A 25047-nucleotide genomic window follows, 5' to 3' on the forward strand; every position below is an offset into this window, starting at 1 on the left:
CGCGCGATCGGATTTGAACGGAACCTGGACCATGAACGATCGAATTCTGGGCATTGCCGCCCTGGCGCTGGCCGTCTTCATGACGGCGGCCGGATGGAGCATCGAGGCGCCTTTCGCCTACGAACCCGTCGGGCCACGCGCCTTCCCGCTGCTGCTGGCGCTGATCATCGGCCTGTGCGGGCTGTGGCTCGTCTACAAAGGCGGCCACGCCGTCGAGCGCAACCCTGTCGGCGCCAACGGGCGCATCGCGCTGATGGTGGTGTTTGTGACCGCCTATGCGTTTCTCTTCCAGTGGCTGGGCTTCATTGTCGCCACGTCGCTCATGACGATCTTCGTGGGCCGCCTGTTTGGCGGCAGTTGGCTCAAGTGCGCGATCGGCGGCGGCGTCATGAGCATTTTCTTTTTCGTGCTGTTCGACAAGGTGCTGGACGTAGTCCTGCCCGGCGGACTGCTGGAGAACCTGATATGAGCGGCATTCTCGATCATCTGTCGATAGGCTTTGGCGTCGCGTTTTCGCTGACGAACCTGCTGGTGGCTGCCATCGGCTCCTTCATCGGAACCATGGTGGGCGTGTTGCCGGGGCTGGGGCCGGTCAATGGCGTGGCGATGTTGATCCCCATCGCCTTCGCCATGAATCTTCCGCCCGAAACGGCGCTGATCCTGCTGGCCGCGGTATATGTGGGCGCGGAGTATGGCGGCCGCATCACCGCGATCCTGCTGAACGTGCCGGGCGAAGCGAGTGCCATCATGACGACGCTGGACGGCTATCCGCTGGCGCGGCAGGGCCTGGCCAACGTGGCGTTGTCCTTGTCTGCATGGTCCGCATTCTTTGGCGCCATCGTGTCGGTCGTGGGCATCATCCTGCTCGCGCCGCTGCTGGCGAAATGGGCGCTCGCATTTGGCCCCGCCGAATACTTCGTGCTTATGATCTTTGCGTTCTGCTGCCTGACCAGCCTGCTCGGCAAGCAGCCGGTCAAGGGCGTGCTGGCGGCGATGATCGGCCTGTCCATTTCGGTGGTGGGCGTGGATTCGAATTCGGGCGTTTACCGCTATACCTTCGAGTCCGTGCATCTGGCCGACGGCATCGATTTCGTCGTGGTCGTCATCGCGTTGTTCGCGGTCAGCGAGATGCTGGAGATGCTTGAGAAGGTGATGGCCGGCCACAGCGTCGAGGTCAAGCCCAGCGGCCGCAAGCTCTTCAACCTGAAGGAGATGGCTTATACGTGGTGGAGCGTGGTGCGCAGTGCATTCGTAGGCTTCGGCGTGGGGGTGCTGCCCGGCGCAGGCGCCAGCGTGGCTGCGGCGGTCGCGTACTCGCAGGAAAAGCGCATCATCGAAGCCAAGGATCCCGAGGCCAAGTTCGGCAAGGGCGACATGCGTGGACTCGTCGCGCCGGAAGCCGCCGCCACGGCGTCGGCGATCGGTTCCTTCGTTCCGATGCTGACGCTGGGCGTGCCCGGTTCCGGCACCACCGCCGTGATGATGGGCGCGCTGACGCTCTACAACATCACGCCGGGACCGGTCCTGTTCGATACCAAGCCGGAATTGGTGTGGGGCCTGATCGCATCGTTGTTCGTCGCAAACGTGCTGCTCTTCGTGATGAACGTGCCGCTGGTGCGGTTCTTCTCCAAAGTGCTGTCCGTGCCGGGCTGGCTGATGGTGCCGGGCATCCTGTGCATCAGCTACATCGGCGTCTATGCAATCAACGCGGGCACCTTCGATCTGCTGCTGGTTGCGGGCATTGGCACGCTGGGCTACTTCCTGCGCAAGTTCGGTGTGCCGATGGCGCCGCTCGTGCTGGGTGTCGTGCTGGGCAACATGATGGAACAGAACCTGCGCCGTGCGCTGTCGATGACGGATGGCGACGTGGGCGTGCTGTTCGCAAGCCCCGTGTCGATCGCCCTGTGGGTGGGCGCGGCGGCAGTGGTGATCGTGCCGCAGATTTTGCGCCGTGTGCGCGCCGCAAGAAAGGTTGCCGCTGGGCCGGTCTGATGAAGCGGGTCCGCGCACCGGCCGATGCGCGGGCTGACGCATTGCGGGACCGGCAAATGCTTAGGGGTGCCTTTTGGCGCCCCTTTTTTTTCAAACATAATGAGGTCGATTCGACCGCATTTTCATATGTGAGCTTTTACTCAGATATTGACCCTCAGACCTGCTTCAGACGCTCCAGCGCCGCGTCCAGCGTTGCGTCCTTCTTGGCAAAGCAGAAGCGCACGATCCGATGATTCGATTCAGGCGCGTCGGGCTGGCGATAGAACGCGGACACCGGAATCACGGTCACGCCATGGTTGACGGTCAGGTCGCGCGCGAAGTCGGCTTCGTTCTGTTTGGAGATCTGGCTGTAGTCAGCCAGCAGGAAGAACGTGCCGGGACTGGGCAGCGGCCGGAATCGCGTCTGCGCCAGGCCTTGCGACAAGCGGTCCCGCTTGGCCTGATAGAACGCCGGCAGATCCAGGTAAGGCTTGGGATCACGCATGAATTCCGCCAGCGCAAACTGCATCGGCGACGGCACCGTGAACACCATGAACTGGTGCACCTTGCGCAGCTCGGCGCTCAGTTGGCGCGGTGCGCAGCAATAGCCGATCTTCCATCCGGTGGTGTGATAGGTCTTGCCGAACGACGAGATCACGAACGCATGTTCGGCAAGCAGCGGGCGGCGCGCCACACTGGCATGAGGTTTGCCGTCGAACACGATGTGCTCGTAGACCTCGTCCGAGACCAGCAGCACGCCCGTATCGCGGACGATCGCTTCAAGCGCGTCCAGGTCGCTCTCGTCAAGCACCGCGCCGGTGGGGTTGTGCGGAAAGTTCAGCATCAACAGACGGGTCTTGGACGTGATGGCGTCGCGCACACGCTGCCAGTCGATGCGGTAGTACGGATCGGCTTCGGTGGGCGCGCGCAGCGGCACGGGGACGGCGGTGCCGCCGGCCAGGCGAATCGCCGGCAGGTACGAGTCATAGCAGGGCTCGATCACCACCACTTCGTCGCCGCTGCCTACCGCCGCCAATACCGTGGCCATCAACGCCTCGGTGGCGCCACTGGTCACCGTGATTTCGGTTTCGGGATCGTATGCATGGCCGTAGAGTTCGCGCGTCTTGGCCGCGATGGCTTCGCGTAGCGGCGCGACGCCCGGCATGTATGGATATTGGTTGTGGCCGTCGGCCATCGCCTTGGTGACCAGCGCACACAGCGCTGGGTCCGGATCGAAGTCAGGAAAGCCCTGGCCCAGGTTGATGGCCTTGTGCTCGATGGCCAGGCGGCTCATCACGGTGAATATGGTGGTGCCGACGTCGGGGAGTTTGGAGCGGATCATGTTGGACGCGAAGTGAACACGGGTAGCCGAGGAAAGTTTTCGTAAGTATCCCACTAACTCATAATTCATTTTTCATGAGCTTCTAACGCGGATCGGATTGTGGTTCAGAACATGCGGGTGCGAGTGCTGGGCGGGTTTGGTATTGCGCTGGCCGGCGCGTTGCTTGCGGTGTGGGCCCACCTGCCGCTGCCATGGATGTTGGGCGCGCTGCTGTTGACTGCGGCCACGCGGATTGCCGGCATGCGCACTGCGTGTCCGCGGCCGGCGCGCAATGCGGGCCAATGGGTCATCGGCGCATCGCTGGGGCTGTATTTCACGCCACAGGTTATAGGACACATTGGCAGCAACGCAGGCCCTATTGTCGTGGGGATGCTGTTCGCGCTGGCGCTCGCATTTCTGGGCACCGCCATTCTTCGGCGTTTCACGGATGTGGACTTCAAGACGGCGTGGTTCTCATCGGCCATCGGCGGCGCAAGTGAAATGGCCAACCTGGCCGAACGCCATGGCGCGCGGATCGATCGCGTTGCCACCGCGCACAGCGTGCGCGTATTGCTGGTGGTGGTGACGGTGCCCTTCATATTCCAGTGGTGGGGCGTGGCTGGCCTGGATCCCACCGTGCCGGGACCGCGCGACGTGCATGCGCTTGGCCTGGCCGGGTTGGTGGCCCTGACCATTATGGGCGGTGCCACGTTTACGAAGCTGCGGTTGCCCAATCCCTGGGTGCTTGGGCCCATGCTCGTCGCAATGGTGCTGACCGCGTCCAGCATCGAGCTTTCCGCATTGCCGGACTATGTGCCGAAAGCAGGGCAACTGCTTATCGGCTGGTCACTTGGCGATCGGTACCGGCCAGACTTTTTCCGCGCAGCGCCGCGTTTCATGGCGGCAGTGGCGGGCTTTACGGTGCTGGCATTGGCGCTGGCCTTCGGCGTGGGCGCCTTGCTGTCGTTGTGGTCTGCTGCGCCCATTCCCACCTTGATTCTGGGCACGACGCCGGGCGGTATTGCGGAGATGGCGATCACCGCCAAGGTGCTGCAGCTGGGCGTTCCGGTGGTGACAGCGTTTCACGTCACGCGCATGGTTTTTGTGGTGATCGTGACGGGTCCCATTTATACGGTTTTGGCGCGTCGGCATGGCTAATTCCGCCTGGCGGTACTGCCGTTCCAGTGAAAAAAAAGCGACATTGGGGTAAACAACTATATGACTCGGTAATGCCGGATGAGTATGCTGATTCCGCAGTTGATTCAAGCGCGAGCAGACTCGTTTCTGCCGCTCTGGCGACAAGCGGGAACACTGGTTTTGCACCGATCGTTCAGTTCGCACGGCGTCCTTGATTCATTGCATTTCGATTTAATTACAGGACGCTAGAGAAAATGGCTCAGAAGGGCAAAGTCAAGTGGTTCAACGCTGACAAGGGTTTCGGTTTCATCACGCCGGACGTGGGCGGCACCGATGTGTTCGCACACTTTTCCGCCATCCAGGGTCGCGGCTATCGCAGCCTGAACGAAGGCCAGGAAGTCGAATACGAAGTTAAAGATGGTCCGAAAGGACCTCAAGCGGCCGAAATTCGCCCGCTCTAAATCGGGAAATCCCAATTTCCCGTCAGCCAGGCTAGGCCTGGCTACAACGCCCCAAGACCTCACGGTCTGGGGCGTTGTTTCATTTGGGCAGCCATTTCGGTTTGTGAAGTGATTTTGCTGCAGCTCTGCAGCGCTCGTTTCTATCTGCTCAATAACGCTGAACCGCTCGCGTCGCGACGTGCGCTGCAGCCCTCAACCCTGGCGTGTATCTTCACACTGTTAGTGTTCACTAACATATCCTCGAGCACTGGATAACTCTGTGGATAATTATTTCCGGACATGAGCTCGCGGGTGATCAGTTATGAAGCAATCGCGCGTCAGTGAACGGGGTTTTGCACAGATTTCTGCATTAATGCAGGCGATGTCTTTTTGCTCCCCGTGAATAGATTCCCTGCTTGCGTCAGGCGTGCTTAGAAGCCGTTTAATCAACGTTTTCATAGGGAAACTCGTCTTTTGCCCGGGTGTTCGCGAGGTTTGTTTACCCGAATCCGAGCGTCTACATGCGACTTTGGCGTCGGTCATCGTGCGTAAATTCGTGGTTTGGCGTTTGTTGTTCACAAAGATATCCCCATGCCGGTTATGCACAGAATTACGCCACTCACTATCCAAATTGACGGCCTGCGCCTGTGGATAGAAATGGGGATATCGCCGAAAGGGTGAGGTCGCGGGAACAGGAATTGCGGATGATTCGGCGGCTCGGGTTGACCGGTTGGGGGGTTGCGCGCTGCGCTGGGCAAACTAGTTTTCGCGTCGGAATTTTCCTTGCGACCTGTCCACAGGTTTCACATGAAGCCAGAGGCGCCTCGCCCATATGGATGATGGCGGCGCAGCGGGAGTGCGAGCAAGATTAGCTTCGGGTCAGTGACCATGCCCGATGGCCGCGAACCGCTCATTCAATATTGGGGTGGGGATAATTTTGTGCATAAATCGCCCCGATGTTTAGGCTGCGCGATTTGACCGTGCACTCGTGGAAGAGTTCAGCGGTTATTGAACTCCGCTTCCGCAGTGGCCTCAGGTTTCGCTTTTCGGCTTTCTCTTTGATTTCTAACGCGGAATTGCTTTCGTGATTTTGGGTCCGCCGGCAACCAGTTGCCGTCGTGCATCGGTGTGCACCGCATTGCCATCTTGAGCTCGTTGCCTTCGAGGCTATGGATAAGAGATCTCTCTCTCTGAATAGAGGAATGGGCGGGTCAGGGAAGATACTCGGGTGCCCGGCTTCTCGGGGCTGACAGGTCCGCCTGTGTGTTCTTGTGGTGATTCGGCCGCTGCGTCCTGGTCGTTTCGCGGCCTTGCCTGTTGATAAGAATGTGCGTAACCCTGGCTTTGCGCTTCGCTATCCGATTCTTTTCATAGAGTCTTGTCGTTGATAGGCGTCTGTGGATAAACCCAATGTCTGATTGGGAGCATCACAGCCGGATCTGGCCGACGTCCCGAATTTTGGTCGCGTCGCCGAACTCAATGGACGAAGGACTGTTGGCAGCTTGATCTGGTTTGTGGACAACGCTGTGGTTAACACTTCGTCGAAGCACGCGCCGACATGCGAATTCAGAAACGACCTACCGCCGTTGGTTTGGGCTATCGCTCACAGTTCAGCGAGCCATGAACAAAAAAATATGAATTTTCGGGTAGGGGGTAGGTAAGGGGGGAATAAATCGATATTTTTCATCTTTCTTACCTTTTCGCCGCGGTGACGTCAGGTATCGACGATCTGTCGCGACATAGGTTGGGGGGCCGTGAGGGCAGCTATCCGCATGCGGGCTGGCACCTGCGGCAACTGAGATCCCGACCCAGGCGTTTAAAGCCCGGAACGCTCTGAGGGGTGTTTCACGTGAAACACCGACGCTACTTTTCCTCATGCCCGTCAATGTGTTTCACGTGGAACTTCCTCTACGAAGCGAGGACGCGTAAGGGAATCGGCTTTTTGGGGTTTTTTGTTGGAGCGCAGCGCGGCCTTTGTGGCTCTCAATATCGGCGTTCATTTCTGAAAAGGCCAGAAGCCTTGATACGGCCGTCGCTCCAATGAAGCTGCATCGGCTTGCGTGGCCTACCGCCAGACTCGACGTATCAGGGTAGTGATATGCCTTCTCAATGTTGCAGGCCGGGTAGTGTTCCACGTGAAACAGCCTTTTTCCCCCTGACTTTGCAGCGCGTTATCGCACGCATGCCCAGCCCATTCGCACGATTCAGCGAGTTTATGCAGCGCACATCCCGAAGCGAAACGCTGTCTTCAGCTCTTTGCGGACGGCCGGACGCAGAGAAAATGGCACGTTGACGTTCCAGTAAACGGTTGAACAACGTAGCAGTCGACCGAAGCCGTTGTTTCACGTGAAACAACGATCGGCCGTTGGCTGCGAGGGCGGGGAACCGCAGCCGGTGAATGAAGGCAGGGGGGCCAACAGCATTTCTCCACACGCGCTGAGACGTTCTCCTCAGTCTAGCCAGGTGGAGTGTCGCTGCCCGGGGTTCCGTGCATAAGCGGACCTCTTGCGCGCGTCTAGAGCAGGATACGGAATAGAGCAGCCAAATGGACTTGGATGCCCCTTCCAGAACGTAATCGCGGGACCAGGCAAGTGATGTGAGTGTTCTGGCTATAGCCGGACGCACTTGGCAACGGCCTCTGTCCGATACTCCCGCGTCGGCGATCTCTGATATCCGCAGTGTGGGACGGCCGCGTGTAGCGGGGTCCAATTGGGTGTGCGATGTTCCACGTGAAACTTCGCAGCGACCAGAGTTTGGATATGTGCAAAACTTGCGACGTGTGGGCGAATACGTTTGCCAGACAGGCCCTGCGGTGGACTTGCGGGATTGCTTTGACCAGGGTGTATTGGGCCGCCGACTATTGAATGTTCAATTGTTATCGATCATTCAGGTCAGTTGCAGCAGGGAAGGGCGGGCCGAGTCATTCCTCTGGTGCCCCGGATGTTTCACGTGAAACATCGGCTAGGTCATCCTCATTGGCCTTCGAAGCTCGCACTTGGCGACACCTACGGCAGCCGAGCTTGCTGAGGCCACTCCCGACGCCGCCGACATCATCAGAGAGACCACACTCGACTCGCTCCCAATTCAGAGCGCCTCGGTCCAGCTACTCCCGATAGCCGTCCCTATTCCACGTGAAACGTTTTACCGACTGGAGCATCGTACTCAGTCGACAAACGACCCAGGTGTTTCACGTGGAACACTCCGATAAACACCGGCAAATGCCGATATCCCTGGCTACCCCAAGCTAAGGATCACATCCCCCCGAGCCACCACGCTTCAAACAGCACATAAAACAACCAGCCCTCATGTTTCACGTGAAACATGCAACCCCTGCCTCTATAATGAGCGCCGATCGCTCTCTTCTTTACCTCCCCCCATCATGGACTATCCCCGCGAATTCGATGTCATCGTCGTCGGTGGCGGCCACGCCGGCACCGAGGCGGCACTGGCTGCTGCCCGTACCGGTGCGCAGACGCTGCTGCTCACGCACAACATCGAGACCCTTGGCCAAATGTCTTGCAATCCGTCCATCGGCGGAATCGGCAAGGGTCACCTCGTCAAAGAGGTGGACGCGCTGGGCGGGGCCATGGCTCTGGCAACCGACGAGGCCGGCATCCAGTTCCGCATCTTGAACGGATCGAAAGGTCCGGCCGTTCGCGCAACGCGGGCGCAGGCTGATCGTGTCCTGTACCGCAAAGCCATCCGCGGACGCCTCGAGAATCAACCGAACCTCTGGTTGTTCCAGCAGGCTGTCGAAGACCTGATGGTGGAGGGTGATCGTGTCGTCGGCGCCGTCACGCAAGTTGGGCTGAAGTTCCGTGCCAAGACGGTAGTGCTGACCGCCGGCACGTTTCTGAATGGCCTGATCCACGTGGGCCTGCAGAACTACTCCGGTGGCCGCGCTGGTGATCCGCCCGCGATTTCGTTGGGCCAGCGCTTGAAGGAACTGCAGCTTCCCCAAGGCCGCCTCAAAACCGGCACGCCGCCGCGCATCGATGGACGCACGATCAACTACGCCATCCTTGAAGAACAGCCCGGCGACTTGGACCCGGTCCCCGTGTTCTCTTACATGGGCAACGTGGCCATGCACCCGCGCCAGCTGCCGTGCTGGATCACCCATACGAACGCGCGCACCCACGACATCATCCGTGGCGGCCTCGATCGCTCGCCGATGTATAGCGGCGTCATCGAGGGCGTGGGTCCTCGCTATTGCCCGTCCATCGAGGACAAGATCCATCGGTTTGCCGACAAGCAGTCGCACCAGGTCTTCCTGGAACCGGAAGGGCTGGACACGCACGAGGTCTATCCCAACGGCGTGTCGACCAGCCTGCCGTTCGATGTGCAGCTGGATCTGATTCATTCGCTGCCCGGCCTTGAAAACGCGCACATCATGCGGCCCGGCTACGCCATCGAATACGACTACTTTGATCCACGTGGACTCAAGAGCACGCTGGAAACCAAGGCCATTGAAGGGCTTTACTTCGCCGGGCAGATCAACGGCACCACCGGCTACGAAGAAGCCGCGGCCCAGGGGCTGCTGGCTGGCGTCAATGCCGCACTGAAGTCTCAGGACCGCGAGCAGTGGACCCCGCGCCGCGACGAAGCGTACCTCGGCGTGCTCGTCGATGATCTGGTCACGCGCGGCGTGACCGAGCCGTACCGCATGTTCACGTCCCGCGCCGAATACCGCCTCAGCCTGCGCGAAGATAATGCCGATCTGCGCCTGACCGAAATCGGCCGCCAGCTCGGTATTGTCGACAATGCGCGGTGGGATGCGTTCAACCGTAAGCGCGACGCAGTCGCTGCCGAAGTCGAACGCCTGAAGTCTTCGTGGGTCAATCCGCGCCTGCTCCCGGCCGAGGTGGCCGAACCCCTGCTGGGCAAGGCAATTGAACGTGAGTACTCACTAGCCGACCTGTTGAAACGGCCGAACGTGACCTACGAAGCCTTGATGGCCGCCCAGAACGCGGACGGCACGTTGCTGGCCGGCCCGGGCGTTGTCGACGACGACGTGCTCTCGGAGCAGGTCGAGATCCAGGTCAAGTACGCCGGCTATATCGCGCGCCAGCAGGACGAAGTGCAAAAGCACATCGCCCATGAACAGCAGCCGATCCCGGCGGACGTCGACTACGACGCCGTGACCAGCCTGTCCTTCGAAGTGCGCCAGAAACTCAAGACGCATCGTCCGGAAACGATCGGCCAGGCCGCGCGCATTTCCGGTGTCACGCCGGCTGCCATTTCGCTCCTGCTCATTCACCTGAAGCGCCTGCATTACGGCTCGCGCAAGCAAGCGGCATGAGCGCGCCCGCCAATCAGGCCGGCATCGACATGGCCGGCCGACTCACTCGCGCATGCGAGCAGCTGGGCGTGACCGCCGATGACGGCGCCATCGCCAAGCTGCTCAATTACCTGGCGCAGATGCAGCGCTGGAATCGCACGTACAACCTGACCGCCATCCGCGATCCGCAGCAGATGCTTGTGCAGCATCTGTTCGATAGCCTTGCGGCCGTAAAGCCCTTTAGCGAGGCGCTGGCTGCGCCCGATGCGCCGGCCAAGGTCTACGACGTCGGCTCGGGCGGCGGGCTGCCTGGCGTCGTTCTGGCCATCATGCGGCCCCAGTGGTCTGTGACCTGCGTTGACGCTGTCGAAAAGAAGACCGCGTTCGTGCGTCAGATGAGCGGTGCGTTGGGGCTGCCCAACCTGCAATCGCAGCATGCGCGCATAGAAACGATCGATCCTGCCGAGTGCAACATCGTGACGTCGCGAGCGTTTGCATCATTGGATGATTTTGCGCAACTCGCGGGTCGCCACGTAGCCAAGAATGGTACCCTCGTCGCCATGAAGGGCAAGCTCCCCGAAGAAGAAATCCAGGCGCTGCACGCGCGCGGGGAATGGCAAGTCGACCATATTCAGCCGCTCCAGGTCCCGGAGCTGCAAGCAGAACGCTGCCTGATCTGGATGCGCCGCAGTCAAGGAACCCTATGAAGAACATACCCCCCAGCACATCCGCCCGCGTCTTCTGCATTGCCAATCAAAAGGGCGGAGTGGGCAAGACGACGACCGCCATCAATCTGGCGGCGGGCCTTGCCACGCACAATCAGCGCGTGCTGCTGGTGGACCTGGACCCGCAGGGCAACGCCACGATGGGTAGCGGCATCGACAAGAATTCGCTGGAATCCAACCTGTACCAGGTGTTGATCGGCGAATCCTCCATTGAACAGTCACGCGTGAAGTCGGAGTCCGGCGGTTACGACGTGCTGCCCGCCAACCGTGAACTATCCGGCGCCGAGATCGATCTGGTGCAGATGGAACAGCGCGAGCGCCAACTGAAGGCCGCCATCGACACCGTCGCGACCCAGTACGACTTCGTGCTCATCGACTGCCCGCCCACGTTGTCCCTGCTTACCCTCAACGGTCTGGCTGCCGCGCACGGCGTCATCATTCCGATGCAGTGCGAATACTTCGCGCTCGAAGGCTTGTCCGACCTCGTCAACACCATCAAGCGCGTGCATCGAAACATCAACGACGACCTGCGCGTCATCGGCTTGCTGCGCGTGATGTTCGACCCGCGCATGACGCTGCAACAGCAGGTGTCCGCGCAACTCGAATCGCATTTCGGCGACAAGGTCTTCAAGACCGTCGTGCCGCGCAATGTGCGCCTGGCCGAAGCACCCAGTTACGGGATGCCGGGCGTCGTGTATGACCGTGCGTCACGCGGCGCGCAGGCCTACATTTCATTCGGCGCCGAAATGATAGAGCGCGTCAGGAAGGACCTGAACTAGCCGTCCCCCATGTCCGACGCCGCGCTCTTTTTTCCGCCCCAGACAGCCCTCTCCACGCCGCCCGCCGACGTGCGCGATGCGCTGCGCGTGCGGCTGGAAGACGCGGCGCTCAATGCCACCGCCGTCGGCGCGCAGGTGATCTATGATGGCTGGCTGGTGCGTTTCGCCCAATCGCCGGCCAAGCGGGTACGCAGCGTCAATGTGCTGGGGTTATCCACACGTCCTTTGGATGAGCGGCTGGCGTATTGTTCATCGTTGTATGCGCGCCAGGGTTTGCCCATGGTGCTGCGCATCACCTCCATCGGCCCCGATTTTTCGCTCGACGCCGACCTGGAGGCCCGCGGCTATATCTATACCGGTGAGACTCGCGTCATGAGCACGCCGCTCGCTCCGCGCGCAAGCGCCAGGAGCGATCTGCATTTCAGCATGGTCGATGCCGAGCGCTTCGCAGCGGCGGTCGGGGCGTTGCGCGGCTCGTCAGCCGCGCACATCGAAGAACATCAGACTCGCCTGCAAGGCCTGGCTGTGGATAAGCAGCCGGTGCTTGCCACCGACGCGGCAGGGCAGGTGGTGGTCGCGGGCATGGCCGTGCGCGAAGGTGACTTGCTCGGCCTGTTCGACATCGTTACCCATCCTGGACATCGGCGCAAAGGCTACGCCGCCGTCCTGATGGAGCATTTGCTGGCCGAAGGGGCCGCCGGCGGCGCCAGGACGGCCTACCTGCAGGTCGAGCCGGAAAACACCGCGGCGCGGACGCTGTACGCCCGCTACGGATTCAAAGACTGTTACGCGTATTGGTACCGCCTGCCCGCCGAGCAGGCGGACACCTGAGCCTGGCGCTCAGGACACAAAGACAGAAGGAAAGAGGATTTAATTATGGCCACCAAGAAACCCAAGGGATTGGGTCGCGGACTGGACGCCTTGCTGGGCGCCGATGCGCCCGCCATCGACAACATCGGCAAGGCTGTCGCCAAGCCCGAGGGTCCGCCGTCCACCCTGCCCATCTCGAAGATGCGCGCCGGCAAGTATCAGCCGCGCACGCGCATGGACGAGGGGGCCCTGGGCGAGCTGGCCGAATCAATTCGCACGCAAGGCATCATGCAGCCGATTCTCGTGCGTGCGCTGGGCGACGCGCCCGGGCATTACGAGATCATCGCGGGTGAACGGCGCTTTCGCGCGGCGCAGCTTGCCGGCCTGAAAGAAGTGCCGGTGCTGGTGCGCGAGGTCGCCGACGAAAACGCGGCCGTCATGGCGCTGATCGAAAACATCCAGCGCGAAGACCTGAATCCGCTGGAAGAAGCGCACGGCGTGCGCCGTCTGCTCGACGAGTTCGGCCTGACGCACGAACAGGCCGCGCAGGCCATCGGCCGGTCGCGCTCCGCCACCAGCAATCTGCTGCGTCTATTGAACCTGGCCGCGCCCGTGCAGACCATGCTGCTGGCCGGCGACGTCGATATGGGCCATGCCCGCGCGCTCCTCGCCGTCGACGCGGCTACGCAGATCCAGCTTGCCAACCTCATCATCGCGCGCCGCCTGTCGGTGCGCGAAGCTGAAAAGCTCGTCGCAAAGACCGCCAAGGAGGCCGAAGCGTCGGCCTCGCCCAAGAAGAAAACCAACGGCGTGTCGCGCGACCTGACGCGTCTCGAAGAAGCACTGTCCGACCACCTGGGCACGCGGGTCGCGCTGAAGGTGGGCGCCAAGGAAAAGGGGCAGATCGTCATCGATTTCCACGGCTGGGAGCACCTGAACTCGCTCCTCGAACGCCAAGGCCTTTCCGGAGCCGTGGATGCCTGAACGCGCATTGCCCGTCATTGCGGTGCTCGCAACGGGCGGCACGATCGCAGGGGCCCAGGCCGACGCCACGTCCGCGGGCTACAAGGCCGGCACGTTTTCCGTAAACGATCTGCTTGGTGCGGTGCCGCAGCTTGCCGGCATCGCCGAAATCCGCGCCGAACAAGTGGCCAACGTCGGCAGCCAGAACATGACGCACGACGTCTGGCGCACACTGGCGCAGCGCGTGGATACGCTTTGCCAGGACCCCTCGGTGGCCGGCATCGTCATCACCCACGGCACGGACACGCTCGAGGAAACCGCGTATTTCCTCAGCCTGGTCAACCGCCATGACAAGGCCGTCGTGTTGGTCGGCGCGATGCGTCCGGCCACGGCGCTTGGCGCCGAAGGCCCGGCCAACCTGTATAACGCGGTGGCGCTGGCGCGTCACCCCGACGCGCGCGGCCGCGGGCCGCTCGTCGTCATGAACGAAGACATCCACTACGCCCGCGAAATCCAGAAGATCGCCAGCGCGGGTCTGTGCGCCTTCTCGTCGCCCAATCGCGGCCGCGCCGGCGTCATGCACGGCGGCGTGCCCAACTTCTATTCGCGCAACGCCACCACGTTCGGCGAGCAAAGCGAGTTTTCACTCGCATTGCTGGAAAAGACCGGCTGGCCGCGTGTCGACATCGTCTACGCGTACGCCAACCTGCAGGCCGATCTGATCGATTTTCTGGCCAGCGCGGCTGACGGCATCGTGCTGGCGGGCGTGGGCGATGGCAACGCCACCGACCTGGCCATCGAAGGCCTGCGCCGCGCGGCGGACGATGGCGTGGCGGTCGTGCGGTCCAGCCGCACCGGCAGCGGATTCGTGGCGCGCGATGTCGAAGTCGACGACGCCGCCTTGGGTTTTGTCGCGGCGCGCGACCTGAACCCCCAGAAGGCGCGCATCCTGCTGATGCTCGCCCTGACGGTCACGCGCGATCCGGCTGCCCTGCAGCAGATCTTCGACCGTTACTGAACCATGGACCGCGGCGGCTAGGCCGTCGCGGCGCCTTGCTGCGCAAGCCCCAGGTTGGTCCGCAGCATGTCGTACACCTGCCGCGTCAGCGGATTGATGAGATCACGCCTTATCCACAGGAAGTACGTCACATCCGGCAGCGGTGGCAGTCCTTCCTTTTCTCCCAGCACCCGCATCTCCGGCCCCAGCAGTTCCACGCTGCGCGCCGTCACCCCCAGGCCCGCGCGTAGCGCCGCCTTGATCCCCACCAGATTCGGCGCCACGTAGTTCGTGTGCCAACGCACCTGCGCCTGCTCCAGTGCATTGAGCGCCAGCCGGCGGAAGATGCTGGGCTCGTCCGCCAGCACCAGGGGTACGGGCGAGTGGGCATCGTGCACGTAATCTGCGGACGCCAACCATACCGTCGGCGACGTGCGCAACGCCACGCCCTCGAAGTCCTGGTCAAAGCGCGTCGAAATAGTCAGATCGATTTCACCGGCGCGCAGCGCGTCCATCAGGAAAGGACTGCGATCCACCCGGATCTCCAGTTTCACGCGGGGCGCGACGCGTGCGATGTGCGTCAGGAGCGTCGGCAGGATCGTGTCCGCCACGTCCAGCGGTGCACCCAATCGCAGATCGCCTTCCAACGGCCCGGCCTGCAACGCCCGCAACGCCTCGTCATTGATGGCCAGCATGTGCCGCGCGTATTCGACCAGCCGCCGGCCGTGGGAAGACAGCACCTTGTTGCGGCCCTGCTTTTCAAATAGGGGCAGGCCGATCATGGACTCGAGCCGCTGCATCTGCTGCGTGATGGCCGACTGCGTCTTGTGCAGCCGGTTGGCGGCTTCCGAGAATGTTTCATGCTGGGCGATTGCCGTCAGCGTGCGTAGCAGGTCAAGGTCAAGGTTCCGCATCAGGGCGTTGAAAACGGGTTCAGGGATAACCCGACACATTAGCAGCCCTAATGGAATGTTCAAGCAATTTAAATTGTTGACGCGTGAACCCGGCGATACAGTGAGTGCAATAACTCATGAAACAAGAGGGAATGTCGACGTGAGCACTGCACATCCTCAACAGGCCGGCATCGATAGCGCGGTCGAAAATATTAAAAAAACTGTAGGAAATAAGGGCCTGAACCGCGACAGCCTGCAATCTGTCCTGGACGAGCTGGTTGCCCTGGCCGGCAACACCGCCTGGTGGGGCGCCGATCGCTATCCGCCGCCTGAAGGCGACGAACGCCAGGCCCGTTACCTCATCGCCGAGGACGCCGACAAGAGCTACGCGCTCTATCTGAACGTGATGCGCCCCGGCAAGAAGATCGTGCCGCACAACCACACCACCTGGGCGTGTATCGCCGCGGTCGAGGGCGTGGAATACAACTACGTGTACGACCGCATCGACGACGGCTCGCAACCCGGCGTCGGCAAGCTGGAAAAGGTCGACACCGTCGTCGTCGGCCCCGGCAGCGGCATCGCCTTGATGCCCGACGACATCCACGCCGTGGAGATCCAGGGCGACAGCGTCATCCGCCACCTGCACATGTACGGGCGCGCGCTGGAAACTTTGGACCAACGCCTGGGCTTCGACCTGGAGACCGGCACCTGCAAGATCATGCCCATCGGCGTGCAGACGCGGCGCTGATCATGAGCAAACCCTTCCGGTCCGCAACGCGCCTGCTGCGCGCGGGACGTCCTCATCAAGGCTGGGTCAATACCCCGGTCACGCGCGCCAGCACATATGTCTTTGACAGTGTGCAGGCGTGGCGCGATACGCGGGCGCGCCGCGAACAGGAGCGCCTGCCATCCTACGGCGCGCGCGGCACCGACAGCACGCACGCATTGGAAGACGCGCTGATCGAACTGGAAGAGGGCTATCGCGCCAAGCTGTACCCCACGGGGCAGGCCGCGATCGCCACTGTGCTGCTCGCCTATCTTCGCGCGGGCGATCACGTGCTGCTGACTGATGCCGTGTACGAGCCGGTGCGGCGGTTCTGCGCCGAACACCTGACGCGCCTGGGCATCGAATTCACGTACTACCGCCCCGACGGCCAGGGCATCGAGCCGCTGATCCGGCCCAATACCCGCATGATCTACGCCGAGTCGCCCGGGTCCCTGACGTACGAGATGCCGGACCTCACCGAGTTATCCACAACTGCAAAAAAACACGGCTGCTGGCTGGCTGTGGATAACACGTGGGCGTCCGGTTTGCTGCAAAAACCGCTCGCATTGGGCGCCGACATTTCGATCCTGGCCGCCACCAAATACCTCGGCGGCCATGCCGACGTGATGATGGGCGCGGTCATCACCAACGATCGTGCCTGGCGTGCACTGGAACGCGCAACGATCGACTTCGGCCAGACGGTTGGGGCCGACGACGCTTACCTGGTGCTGCGCGGCATGCGCACGCTGCCGTTGCGCATGGCGCAGCACGCCCGCAGCGCGCTGCAGATCTCGCAGTGGTTGCAGGCGCGGCCCGAAGTCTCGCGCGTCTTGAATCCCGCCTTGCCGGGCGATCCCTCCCACGCTATCTGGCGGCGCGATTGCAATGGCGCCAATGGCCTCCTGACGATCGAACTGTCGGACGCCTACACCGAGGCCGATGCCGAAAGGCTTATCGACAGCCTGCAGCTCTTTGGCATCGGCGCATCGTGGGGCGGCTTCGAAAGCCTGGTGATTCCGGTCTTTCTGCAGAACTCGCGATCGCTTCCCGGCTATCAGGCCAGCGGTCCCATGCTGCGCCTGCATATCGGCCTGGAAGATCCTGACGACCTCGTCGCCGACCTGGAACGCGGTCTTGCCGCGCTGACCCAACCCCTTCGCTCCCTCCGAATCTCATGATGCAGTCCTCTCACGACCAACAATCCGCCAGCGTCGATTCGCATACGCTCAAGCAGTGGCTGCACGATGGCGGCGAGATCGCGCTGCTGGACGTGCGCGAACATGGCCAGTATGGCGAGTCCCATCTCTTCTACGCCGCGCCGGTGCCGTACAGCAGGCTCGAAATCGACATCGTGCGTCTTGCGCCGCGTCGTGGCGTGCGCGTTGTCGTCTACGACAACGGCGGCGATGACGACACTGCGGCGCGTGCTGCGCGCGCACTGGCCGCGTTGGGCTACACAAACGTGCACCGATTGGCGGGCGGGCTGGCGCAGTGGCAGCGTGATGGCTACGCGGCATTCGCGGGCGTCAACGTGCCCAGCAAGACCTTCGGCGAACTGGCCGAAGAGGTTTTCCACACCCCCCGCATCGGCGCCCGCGAACTGGCCGAACGTCAAAGCCGCGGCGACGACCTGATCGTGCTGGACGGCCGTCCGTTTGCGGAATACCAGAAGATGAGCATCCCGGGCGGCATCTGCTGCCCCAACGGCGAACTGGCGCTGCGCGCTCATACGCTCGCGACGCGGCCGGACACCACCATCGTGATCAACTGCGCCGGCCGCACCCGCAGCATTATCGGCGCACAGACGCTGATCAATCTTGGCGTTCCCAATCCCGTCTACGCGCTCGAAAACGGCACGCAAGGCTGGTACCTCGAAGATCTGCAGCTCGAACACGGCGCGCGCCGCCGCTATGCCGACGACGTTCCGAAGGACGACGTTCCGGCGCTGGCGCAGCGCTCCGCGCAGCTCGCCCGGCGCCATGGCGTGCCGTCGGCAAACGCGGCGCAGGTACAGGCCTGGCTAGGCGATTCCGCGCGCACGACGTTCCTGTGCGATGTGCGCAGCGCCGAGGAATTCGCGCAAGGCTCGCTGCCGGGCGCGCAGCACGCACCGGGCGGCCAGCTTATCCAGGCGACGGACCAGTACATCGCCGTGCGCGGCGCACGCATCGTCGTGTTCGACGCGGAAGGCGTGCGCGCCCCTGTTGTCGCGAGCTGGTTGCGGCAGATGGGCTGGGACGCCTGCACGCTTGACGAAGGAAGCAGCGCGTCGCTGCGGAACGACGTGGCCGCGGCGCTGGTGCCGCCGATCACCGTGTTGTCCGATGCGCAGCTTGCGGACGCGCTGTCTCACGGCGCGCAGGCGATCGATATCCGCCCCAGCATGCGGTATCGGGCGCGCCACGTCGCCGGCGCGCGCTGGTCGATCCGGCCGCGTCTGGACCGGCTGACCCTGGATCCCGCACGTCCGGTCATCCTGCTGGCCGAGGACGCCGCACTGGCGGCCTGGGCGGCAAACGATCTTCGCGCATTGGGCGTTTCAGACGTCAAGGCGAACACGGGCACGCCCGAAAGCTGGACCGCGCAAGGGATTGCGCTGGAATCCACGCCCGCCGACCCACCCGACAGCGACTGCATCGACTACCTCTTTTTCGTGCATGACCGCCACGACGGCAACAAAGCGGCGGCGCGCCAGTACCTGGCCTGGGAAACCAACCTCGTCAAACAGATCGACGAGCGGGAACGTGCCACCTACCGGTTCCCCGGGGCTCCGGCCGGCTGACGCCCGCCGCCGCGCTGACACGCGCGGCGATACCCACGCTTCAACCTGATCAGTACGCCCCGGCGGCCTTTGCCGGCGGGGTGCGGACGGTTCATGGCGAACCGGAATGCAAAGGACGGCCGAGTATCCGGCCGCCAACTCAAGGGGAAATCCAGATGAAGCAACACGCATTGCACGCTTGCAAGACCGCCGCCGCCGCGATGGCCGGCCTGTTGTGGGGCGTCACGGCGCACGCGCAGGCGCCAGCGCCGTTGGCGGACTATCCGAAGCAGGCCATCACCGTGGTCTCGCCGTTTCCTCCCGGCGGCGGCAACGACGGCGTCGCGCGTCTGATCGCGCAGGAACTGGGCGCCATCACGGGCCAGAGCGTGGTGGTCGAGAACCGGTCGGGGGCGGGCGGCAACGTCGGCACCGCGCAGGTCTCGCGCGCCAAGCCCGACGGCTACACCCTCGTGATGTCGCAGACCAGCGTCATGGCCGTCAATCCACGCTTGTACAAGAATGTGGGCTTCGATCCGCTCAAGGACTTCGTGCCGATCTCGCAGATCACCTCGGCGCCGCTCGTGCTCGTGTCGCGCGCGGACGGGCCGTACAAGACGCTGGACGCCTATCTGGCAGCGGCGCGCAAGCAGCCGGGCGTCATCACGTATGCCACGCCCGGCAACGGCACGATGAGCCACCTGATGGGCGCGCTGGTGTCCAAGAAGGCCGACGTGAAGCTGGTGCATGTGCCGTACCGCGGCGCCGCGCCCGCCGTGACGGATCTGCTGGGCGGTACCGTCGACATGCTGATCACGTCACCTGCATCGGCCGAGCCCATGGTGGCCGCCGGAAAACTGCAGATCCTCGCCATGAGCCATGGCGACGGCGTCGGCGTGTTCAAGCGCGCACCCACGTTGAAGCAGGCCGGACTTGAAGGCATCACCGCCGACGACTGGTACGGCCTCTTCGCACCCGCCGGCACGCCGCCCGAGCGCGTTGCGTACCTGGCGCGGGCCGTGGACCGCGCCATGAAGTCGCCCGCCGTGATTGCCAAGATCAACAGCGGCGGAAGCCAACCCGTCGGCAGCGCGCCGGACGCCTTCAAGAGCCGGCTGCAGCAGGACACCGCGTACTGGGCCGAAATGGTGAAGACGGCGGGCGTGTCGCTGGACTGAACGCGTTTGCGCACCCTAGGGAAACCACGGGGAGCGGCGTGTGTGTGCAGGGCGAGCCAGCGGGGATGCCGTTCAATTACAGGGCAGGGCACGTTTGCCAACATGTGGCATCGTGACTAGACTGGAAAAACGTGCAGTCCCGCGCAACGCTTCAGCCACAAGGTGAACAAGCATGCACGCACTAGGGGTAGCAACGCTGGAAGACGCAGAGCGGCTGGTCCAATCCAGCCCGCTCTCGCATATCAAGGTGGGCCTGTCCGACGTTGACGGCGTCATGCTGGGCAAGTACCTGCGGCGCGACAAGTTTCTGGGCGCCTTGCGATCCGGCCTCGCGTTTTGCGACGTGGTCCTTGGATGGGACCTCGACGACCAGCTCTACGACAACACCCGCTACACCGGCTGGCACACGGCATACCCCGATGCAAAAATGCGGATCGTGCCGCAGAGCGCGCGCCGGCTTCCCTTGGAGCAAGGCCCCGGCGGCGAGGACATGCTGCTGTTCCTGGCCGAATTCGAAGGCGATGCCGCCGCCATCTGTCCGCGCCGTCTGCTGCACCGCGTGATCGATCGCGCGGCGAACATGGGATACGACGTCTACGCCGCACTGGAGTACGAGTTCTTCATGTTCCGCGAGACGCCGCACTCGGTCCGCGCCAAGCACTACCGCAACATGGAGAATTGGACGCCGGGCAATTTCGGATACTCGGTGCTGCGCAGCACGGTCGAGGGAGACTTCTACCGCAAGCTGCTCGACCTGTGCGAACGCATGGACATGCCCATCGAAGGCCTGCACACCGAAACCGGCCCGGGCGTGCTGGAAGCGGCGCTTGCCGTGGACCGGGCGGCGGCCGCGGCCGACAAGGCATTTCTGTTCAAGACCTTCACCAAGGCGCTCGCGCAGCAGAACGGCCTGATGGCCACCTTCATGGCGAAGTGGTCGCACGAGCATCCCGGACAGAGCGGCCACATCCATCTGTCGCTGCGCCACCACGACTCGGATCGATCGGCCTTCTTCGACGAGTCGCAGCCGCATGGCGTCAGCAGCACCCAGGCCGCCTTCATGGCGGGTGTGCAGCACTATCTGCCCGAGTTCACCGCGTTGTACGCGCAGACCATCAACAGCTATTCGCGCCTGGTGCCCGGCTACTGGGCCCCGCTGGACGCCACCTGGGGCATGGAAAACAGGACGACGGCGCTGCGGCTCATTCCGGGCAGCGACAAATCGCAGCGCGTCGAAGTGCGCATCGGCTCGGCCGACGCCAATCCCTATCTGGCCCTGGCCGCGGCGCTGGCGTCCGGGTTGCACGGCATCGAGGAGGGACTGACGCCCGAGCCCATGGTGCAGGGCAACGCCTACACGCAGGAGTTTCCGGCGCATCTGCATCTGCCCACCACCTTGTGGGAGGCCGCGCAGCGTCTCCGCGCATCTGAAGCGGCGCGCCTGCTGTTCGGCGATGCGTTCGTCGAGCACTATGCCGCGACGCGCGAATGGGAAGAGCGGCAGTTCCGGCGCCATGTGACCGATTGGGAGTTGGCGCGCTACTTCGAAATCATCTGAACTGTTCATCGCCACCAGGGCCGCCATGACCGACGAACTGATCACCATCAGCCCGATAGACGGACGCGAGGTCGTCCGCCGCGCATATGCCAGCGATGCGCAGATCGCGCAGGCGCTGGCCAACGCACAGGGCGCGCAGCCGGAATGGCACGCGCTCGGCATTGCGGCGCGGGGGCGCATCGTCGAGGCCGCCGTGGCGCATTTCGTGGCGGCCAAGGATGAGATTGCGCGCGCCATCACCATCCAGATGGGCCGCCCGTTGCGCCACACGCCCGGCGAGGTGGACGGCTTTGCGGCCCGGGCGCGTCACATGATCGGCATCGCGGAAACAGCGCTCGCGCCCATCGCCGCGCCCGCGCAAGCCGGCTTCACACGTTTCATCAGCCGCGAGCCCATCGGCGTGGCGCTCACCATCGCGCCGTGGAACTATCCCTTGCTGACCGCGGTGAACAGCATCGTGCCCGCGTTGATGGCGGGCAACACCGTCATCCTCAAGCATTCGGACCAGACGCCGCTGTGCGCGGAACTCCTCGATCGCGCGTTTCGAGACGCGGGGGCGCCGAGAGGCGTCTTTCAGTACCTGCATGCCAGCCACGACATCACCCAGCGGCTGATCCGCGCTCCCGAGATCGGCCATGTGTCCTTTACCGGCTCGGTGCGGGGAGGGCGCGTCGTCGAGGAAAGTGCGGCGGGCCGCTTCATCGGCGTCGGGCTGGAGCTGGGCGGAAACGATCCGGCCTATGTGCGAGAAGACGCCGACCTTGACGCGGCGGCAGAGTCGTTGGTCGACGGCGCTTTCTTCAATGCCGGCCAGTCCTGTTGCGGCATCCAGCGCATTTACGTGGCGCGCGGCGTACATGACGCGTTTGTCGAGCGCGCCGTTGCCTTGACGCACCGCTACGTGCTGGGCAATCCGTTGCAGCCGGACACGACGCTTGGCCCCGTTGTGCGTGCCCGCGCGGCGGCAGAGATTCTCGACGTCATCGAACAGGCGGTCAGTTCAGGTGCGGTAAATCTGATTGATCGCTCGCATTTCAAAAATGCGAGTGAAGGCTCATCTATGAGCAAAAGCTCGTGTTATGTGGCGCCCGCTTTACTGACTCAGGTTGACCACCGGATGCGCATCATGACCGACGAATGCTTTGGTCCGGTAGTTGGCATCATGCCGGTCGACAGCGACGATCAAGCCATTGCGCTGATGAACGACAGTCCGTATGGATTGACCGCCGCGGCCTATACGCAGGACGAAGCCGCCGCGTTGCGTATCGGCAGGCAGCTGCGCACCGGCACGTTCTTCATGAACCGCTGCGACTACCTCGATCCGGCGCTGGCGTGGACGGGCGTCAAACAATCGGGACGGGGCGTGTCCTTGTCGGCCGTCGGATACGAACAGCTCACGCAGCCCAAGTCTTTTCATCTGCGCAGCCTCTGACGCCGCGCCATCAGGATTCGCATCATGACCGTCCCCGCCGTCAACTGGAACTATCCCACCAACATCAAGGCAGGCCCCGGGCGCATCAAGGAGCTTGCGGGCTATTGCCGCGAGCTTGGCATGACACGCCCATTGCTCGTGACGGATCCGGGGCTCGCTGCGTTGCCCATGGTTCGCGACGCGGTAAGCGCATGCTGCGATGCGGGGCTGAATTGCGCGGTGTTCCACGACATCAAGGGCAATCCGACCGGTCGCAACGTCGATGACGGCGTGGCTGCGTTCAGGCGAGGGCAACATGATGGTGTGATCGCATTCGGCGGCGGCTCCGCGCTTGATGCGGCAAAGGCCATTGCATTGATGGCCGGGCAGGACCGGCCGCTATGGGACTTCGAAGATATCGGCGACAACTACCTGCGCGTCAATGCCGCTGCCATGGCGCCCGTCGTGGCCGTGCCCACCACCGCGGGCACGGGCTCCGAAGTCGGGCGCGCCTCCGTCATCACCGATGAGGCCGCGCAAGTAAAGCGCATCATCTTCCACGCCCGCATGCTGCCGTCCATCGTGATCCTGGACGCCGAACTCACGGTCGGCCTGCCGCCGAAAATCACGGCTGCCACGGGCATGGATGCGCTATCGCACAATCTCGAGGCCTATTGTTCGCCGGTCTTTCATCCCATGGCGGCCGGCATCGCACTCGAAGGCATGCGCCTCATCAAGGAGTATCTGCCGCAGGCTGTCGCCGATGGCGCCGACCTGCAGGCGCGTCAGCAGATGCTTACCGCCTCATGTATGGGCGCCACCGCGTTTCAGCGCGGCCTGGGCGCGATGCACGCGCTCGCACATCCGCTTGGCGCGCTGTATGACGCACACCACGGGATGCTCAACGCCATCCTCATGCCTTATGTCTTGAAAGCCAACGAGCATGCGGTCGCGCCGCGTCTCGAATCGCTCGCTCGCTACCTCGGCCTGCCGCAGCAGGGACCCGGGGCGGTGCTTGAGTGGGTGCTGGGGCTGCGCCAGGCAGTCGGCATCCCCCACACGCTGGCGGAAATCGGCTTGGACGATGCCCAGGCCGAGCGGGTAGGGCACATGGCGAGCCAGGATCCGTCCGCCGGAACCAACCCGGTAAATTTCTCCGCAGAAAAATATTCTCAGCTTTTCCGTGCAGCAATTCGCGGAAACCTGTAAGCTTCGCCCCCTCTGCGCGGAAACGCGGCGGAGGTGGAACTGAAATTTTGAATTTTTCGTCCGAATGGTTTGACAGCGGATTTGAAAGTGTTCATAATCTCAAGTTCTCCGCTGGAGGGGTGCCCGAGTGGTTAAAGGGGGCAGACTGTAAATCTGTTGGCCTTGCGCCTACGTTGGTTCGAATCCAACCTCCTCCACCAGAGACCCATACCTAAATCCAGGCGCGGTTTGCCTGGATTTGCAATGTAAGGCCCGAAAAACTGGGCGGCCTTCGCAAAGAAGGCGGCAAAGTTTTAAGGGCCTACGTTTCGAAGGGTTGGGAAGCGAGAAGGTGAAAGGGTTTGCCGCGGGTGTAGCTCAATGGTAGAGCAGAAGCCTTCCAAGCTTACGACGAGGGTTCGATTCCCTTCACCCGCTCCAAGATTTTTAAATGCCCATGTGGCTCAGTGGTAGAGCACTCCCTTGGTAAGGGAGAGGTCGCGCGTTCGATCCGCGCCATGGGCACCACAAATTCCAAATTCTTTTCTTCAGTCAGAAGCGCAATCCAGGTCAGGAGTCAGCCATGGCAAAAGGCAAGTTTGAACGTACCAAGCCGCACGTGAACGTGGGTACGATTGGTCACGTTGACCACGGCAAAACGACGTTGACGGCGGCAATCACGACCGTTCTGTCGACCAAGTTCGGCGGCGAAGCCAAGGGCTACGACCAGATCGATGCAGCTCCTGAAGAAAAGGCCCGCGGCATCACGATCAACACGGCTCACGTCGAGTACGAAACGGAAACGCGTCACTACGCGCACGTTGACTGCCCGGGCCACGCTGACTACGTCAAGAACATGATCACGGGCGCT

20 protein-coding genes and 3 tRNA genes are annotated in these 25047 nt (G+C 62.8%); 21 read left to right on the forward strand and 2 right to left on the reverse strand.

The annotated features are described in order from the left end of the window. Window positions 1-31: 31 nt before the first annotated feature. Both AC6CIE_RS26810 and AC6CIE_RS26815 read left to right on the forward strand, forming a co-directional pair. A complete protein-coding gene (locus AC6CIE_RS26810) occupies window positions 32-469 on the forward strand; it encodes a tripartite tricarboxylate transporter TctB family protein (RefSeq protein WP_498094787.1) in 438 nt (145 codons plus the stop codon). Next, window positions 466-1992: a tripartite tricarboxylate transporter permease gene (locus AC6CIE_RS26815; RefSeq protein WP_239215837.1), complete on the forward strand. Its 1527-nt coding sequence runs from the start codon at window positions 466-468 to the stop codon at window positions 1990-1992. Before AC6CIE_RS26810 ends, AC6CIE_RS26815 begins: the two co-directional genes overlap by 4 nt. Window positions 1993-2146: 154 nt before the next feature. Here the strand turns inward: AC6CIE_RS26815 and AC6CIE_RS26820 are convergent, their stop codons facing one another. Beyond that, window positions 2147-3313 carry a pyridoxal phosphate-dependent aminotransferase gene (locus AC6CIE_RS26820; RefSeq protein WP_175124809.1) on the reverse strand — a complete coding sequence of 389 codons (1167 nt, stop codon included), beginning with the start codon at window positions 3311-3313 and terminating at the stop codon, window positions 2147-2149. Window positions 3314-3424: 111 nt separating this feature from the next. Between AC6CIE_RS26820 and AC6CIE_RS26825 the strand changes: the two genes are divergently transcribed. From AC6CIE_RS26825 to AC6CIE_RS26860, 8 genes are all read left to right on the forward strand, one after another. Next, window positions 3425-4450 (forward strand): AbrB family transcriptional regulator, encoded by a 1026-nt coding sequence (locus AC6CIE_RS26825; RefSeq protein ID WP_279971631.1) that lies wholly within the window; start codon window positions 3425-3427, stop codon window positions 4448-4450. 233 nt (window positions 4451-4683) lie between these two features. Then, window positions 4684-4890: a cold-shock protein gene (locus AC6CIE_RS26830; protein ID WP_056566091.1), complete on the forward strand. Its 207-nt coding sequence runs from the start codon at window positions 4684-4686 to the stop codon at window positions 4888-4890. A 3358-nt stretch (window positions 4891-8248) separates the two neighbouring features. Beyond that, entirely contained in the window at window positions 8249-10168 is a 1920-nt protein-coding gene (gene mnmG / locus AC6CIE_RS26835; RefSeq protein ID WP_175124864.1) for a tRNA uridine-5-carboxymethylaminomethyl(34) synthesis enzyme MnmG, read from the forward strand. Then, a complete protein-coding gene (gene rsmG / locus AC6CIE_RS26840; protein WP_367353489.1) occupies window positions 10165-10854 on the forward strand; it encodes a 16S rRNA (guanine(527)-N(7))-methyltransferase RsmG in 690 nt (229 codons plus the stop codon). Before mnmG ends, rsmG begins: the two co-directional genes overlap by 4 nt. Continuing rightward, window positions 10851-11651 (forward strand): ParA family protein, encoded by an 801-nt coding sequence (locus AC6CIE_RS26845; RefSeq protein WP_105241282.1) that lies wholly within the window; start codon window positions 10851-10853, stop codon window positions 11649-11651. Before rsmG ends, AC6CIE_RS26845 begins: the two co-directional genes overlap by 4 nt. Window positions 11652-11660: 9 nt before the next feature. After that, window positions 11661-12482 carry a GNAT family N-acetyltransferase gene (locus tag AC6CIE_RS26850; protein WP_279971478.1) on the forward strand — a complete coding sequence of 274 codons (822 nt, stop codon included), beginning with the start codon at window positions 11661-11663 and terminating at the stop codon, window positions 12480-12482. A gap of 45 nt (window positions 12483-12527) precedes the next feature. Beyond that, window positions 12528-13445 carry a ParB/RepB/Spo0J family partition protein gene (locus AC6CIE_RS26855; RefSeq protein WP_062839279.1) on the forward strand — a complete coding sequence of 306 codons (918 nt, stop codon included), beginning with the start codon at window positions 12528-12530 and terminating at the stop codon, window positions 13443-13445. Continuing rightward, the gene (locus tag AC6CIE_RS26860; protein ID WP_279971480.1) at window positions 13438-14442 is read left to right on the forward strand and encodes an asparaginase; all 1005 of its coding nucleotides are present in this window, start codon (window positions 13438-13440) and stop codon (window positions 14440-14442) included. The genes AC6CIE_RS26855 and AC6CIE_RS26860 overlap by 8 nt, the downstream gene beginning before the upstream one ends. A 17-nt stretch (window positions 14443-14459) precedes the next feature. On the opposite strand, the gene AC6CIE_RS26865 is transcribed toward AC6CIE_RS26860, so the two are convergent. Further along, the gene (locus tag AC6CIE_RS26865) at window positions 14460-15335 is read right to left on the reverse strand and encodes a LysR substrate-binding domain-containing protein (protein WP_175124805.1); all 876 of its coding nucleotides are present in this window, start codon (window positions 15333-15335) and stop codon (window positions 14460-14462) included. A gap of 139 nt (window positions 15336-15474) precedes the next feature. Here AC6CIE_RS26865 and AC6CIE_RS26870 point away from each other — a divergent pair, with 139 nt between their 5' ends. The 11 genes from AC6CIE_RS26870 to AC6CIE_RS26920 form a co-directional block, all read left to right on the forward strand. Then, complete coding sequence (locus tag AC6CIE_RS26870) at window positions 15475-16062, forward strand: cysteine dioxygenase family protein (protein ID WP_239215833.1); 588 nt, start codon at window positions 15475-15477, stop codon at window positions 16060-16062. Window positions 16063-16064: 2 nt separating this feature from the next. Next, window positions 16065-17258, forward strand: a complete 1194-nt coding sequence (gene metC, locus AC6CIE_RS26875; protein WP_286896517.1) for a cystathionine beta-lyase — start codon at window positions 16065-16067, stop codon at window positions 17256-17258. Further along, window positions 17258-18862, forward strand: coding sequence for a rhodanese-like domain-containing protein (locus AC6CIE_RS26880; protein WP_498094802.1), 1605 nt, complete (start codon window positions 17258-17260; stop codon window positions 18860-18862). The genes metC and AC6CIE_RS26880 overlap by 1 nt, the downstream gene beginning before the upstream one ends. Window positions 18863-19017: 155 nt before the next feature. Then, a complete protein-coding gene (locus AC6CIE_RS26885) occupies window positions 19018-20019 on the forward strand; it encodes a Bug family tripartite tricarboxylate transporter substrate binding protein (protein ID WP_498094790.1) in 1002 nt (333 codons plus the stop codon). 172 nt (window positions 20020-20191) lie between these two features. Continuing rightward, window positions 20192-21577, forward strand: a complete 1386-nt coding sequence (locus AC6CIE_RS26890) for a glutamine synthetase family protein (protein ID WP_498094792.1) — start codon at window positions 20192-20194, stop codon at window positions 21575-21577. Between the two features lie 25 nt (window positions 21578-21602). Continuing rightward, complete coding sequence (locus AC6CIE_RS26895) at window positions 21603-23009, forward strand: aldehyde dehydrogenase family protein (RefSeq protein ID WP_498094794.1); 1407 nt, start codon at window positions 21603-21605, stop codon at window positions 23007-23009. Between the two features lie 24 nt (window positions 23010-23033). Next, a complete protein-coding gene (locus AC6CIE_RS26900; RefSeq protein ID WP_498094796.1) occupies window positions 23034-24197 on the forward strand; it encodes an iron-containing alcohol dehydrogenase in 1164 nt (387 codons plus the stop codon). A gap of 113 nt (window positions 24198-24310) precedes the next feature. Then, window positions 24311-24397: transfer RNA gene (locus AC6CIE_RS26905), tRNA-Tyr, on the forward strand. A gap of 146 nt (window positions 24398-24543) precedes the next feature. Next, a tRNA-Gly gene (locus tag AC6CIE_RS26910) sits at window positions 24544-24617 on the forward strand. Window positions 24618-24629: 12 nt separating this feature from the next. Next, window positions 24630-24704, forward strand: a tRNA-Thr gene (locus AC6CIE_RS26915). 55 nt (window positions 24705-24759) lie between these two features. Further along, window positions 24760-25047: GTP-binding protein (locus AC6CIE_RS26920; protein WP_233256742.1), on the forward strand; the 288-nt coding region annotated here is incomplete at its 3' end.

It is taken from the genome of Achromobacter sp. GQ309 (assembly GCF_059759315.1).

What these genes read in the sequence shown, in the direction of transcription:
- AC6CIE_RS26810 (WP_498094787.1), top strand. Translation starts at nt 32, where the DNA reads ATGAACGATCGAATTCTGGGCATTGCCGCCCTGGCGCTGGCCGTCTTC.
- AC6CIE_RS26815 (WP_239215837.1), top strand. Translation starts at nt 466, where the DNA reads ATGAGCGGCATTCTCGATCATCTGTCGATAGGCTTTGGCGTCGCGTTT.
- AC6CIE_RS26820 (WP_175124809.1), bottom strand. Translation starts at nt 3,313, where the DNA reads ATGATCCGCTCCAAACTCCCCGACGTCGGCACCACCATATTCACCGTG.
- AC6CIE_RS26825 (WP_279971631.1), top strand. Translation starts at nt 3,425, where the DNA reads ATGCGGGTGCGAGTGCTGGGCGGGTTTGGTATTGCGCTGGCCGGCGCG.
- AC6CIE_RS26830 (WP_056566091.1), top strand. Translation starts at nt 4,684, where the DNA reads ATGGCTCAGAAGGGCAAAGTCAAGTGGTTCAACGCTGACAAGGGTTTC.
- mnmG (WP_175124864.1), top strand. Translation starts at nt 8,249, where the DNA reads ATGGACTATCCCCGCGAATTCGATGTCATCGTCGTCGGTGGCGGCCAC.
- rsmG (WP_367353489.1), top strand. Translation starts at nt 10,165, where the DNA reads ATGAGCGCGCCCGCCAATCAGGCCGGCATCGACATGGCCGGCCGACTC.
- AC6CIE_RS26845 (WP_105241282.1), top strand. Translation starts at nt 10,851, where the DNA reads ATGAAGAACATACCCCCCAGCACATCCGCCCGCGTCTTCTGCATTGCC.
- AC6CIE_RS26850 (WP_279971478.1), top strand. Translation starts at nt 11,661, where the DNA reads ATGTCCGACGCCGCGCTCTTTTTTCCGCCCCAGACAGCCCTCTCCACG.
- AC6CIE_RS26855 (WP_062839279.1), top strand. Translation starts at nt 12,528, where the DNA reads ATGGCCACCAAGAAACCCAAGGGATTGGGTCGCGGACTGGACGCCTTG.
- AC6CIE_RS26860 (WP_279971480.1), top strand. Translation starts at nt 13,438, where the DNA reads ATGCCTGAACGCGCATTGCCCGTCATTGCGGTGCTCGCAACGGGCGGC.
- AC6CIE_RS26865 (WP_175124805.1), bottom strand. Translation starts at nt 15,335, where the DNA reads ATGCGGAACCTTGACCTTGACCTGCTACGCACGCTGACGGCAATCGCC.
- metC (WP_286896517.1), top strand. Translation starts at nt 16,065, where the DNA reads ATGAGCAAACCCTTCCGGTCCGCAACGCGCCTGCTGCGCGCGGGACGT.
- AC6CIE_RS26880 (WP_498094802.1), top strand. Translation starts at nt 17,258, where the DNA reads ATGCAGTCCTCTCACGACCAACAATCCGCCAGCGTCGATTCGCATACG.
- AC6CIE_RS26885 (WP_498094790.1), top strand. Translation starts at nt 19,018, where the DNA reads ATGAAGCAACACGCATTGCACGCTTGCAAGACCGCCGCCGCCGCGATG.
- AC6CIE_RS26890 (WP_498094792.1), top strand. Translation starts at nt 20,192, where the DNA reads ATGCACGCACTAGGGGTAGCAACGCTGGAAGACGCAGAGCGGCTGGTC.
- AC6CIE_RS26895 (WP_498094794.1), top strand. Translation starts at nt 21,603, where the DNA reads ATGACCGACGAACTGATCACCATCAGCCCGATAGACGGACGCGAGGTC.
- AC6CIE_RS26900 (WP_498094796.1), top strand. Translation starts at nt 23,034, where the DNA reads ATGACCGTCCCCGCCGTCAACTGGAACTATCCCACCAACATCAAGGCA.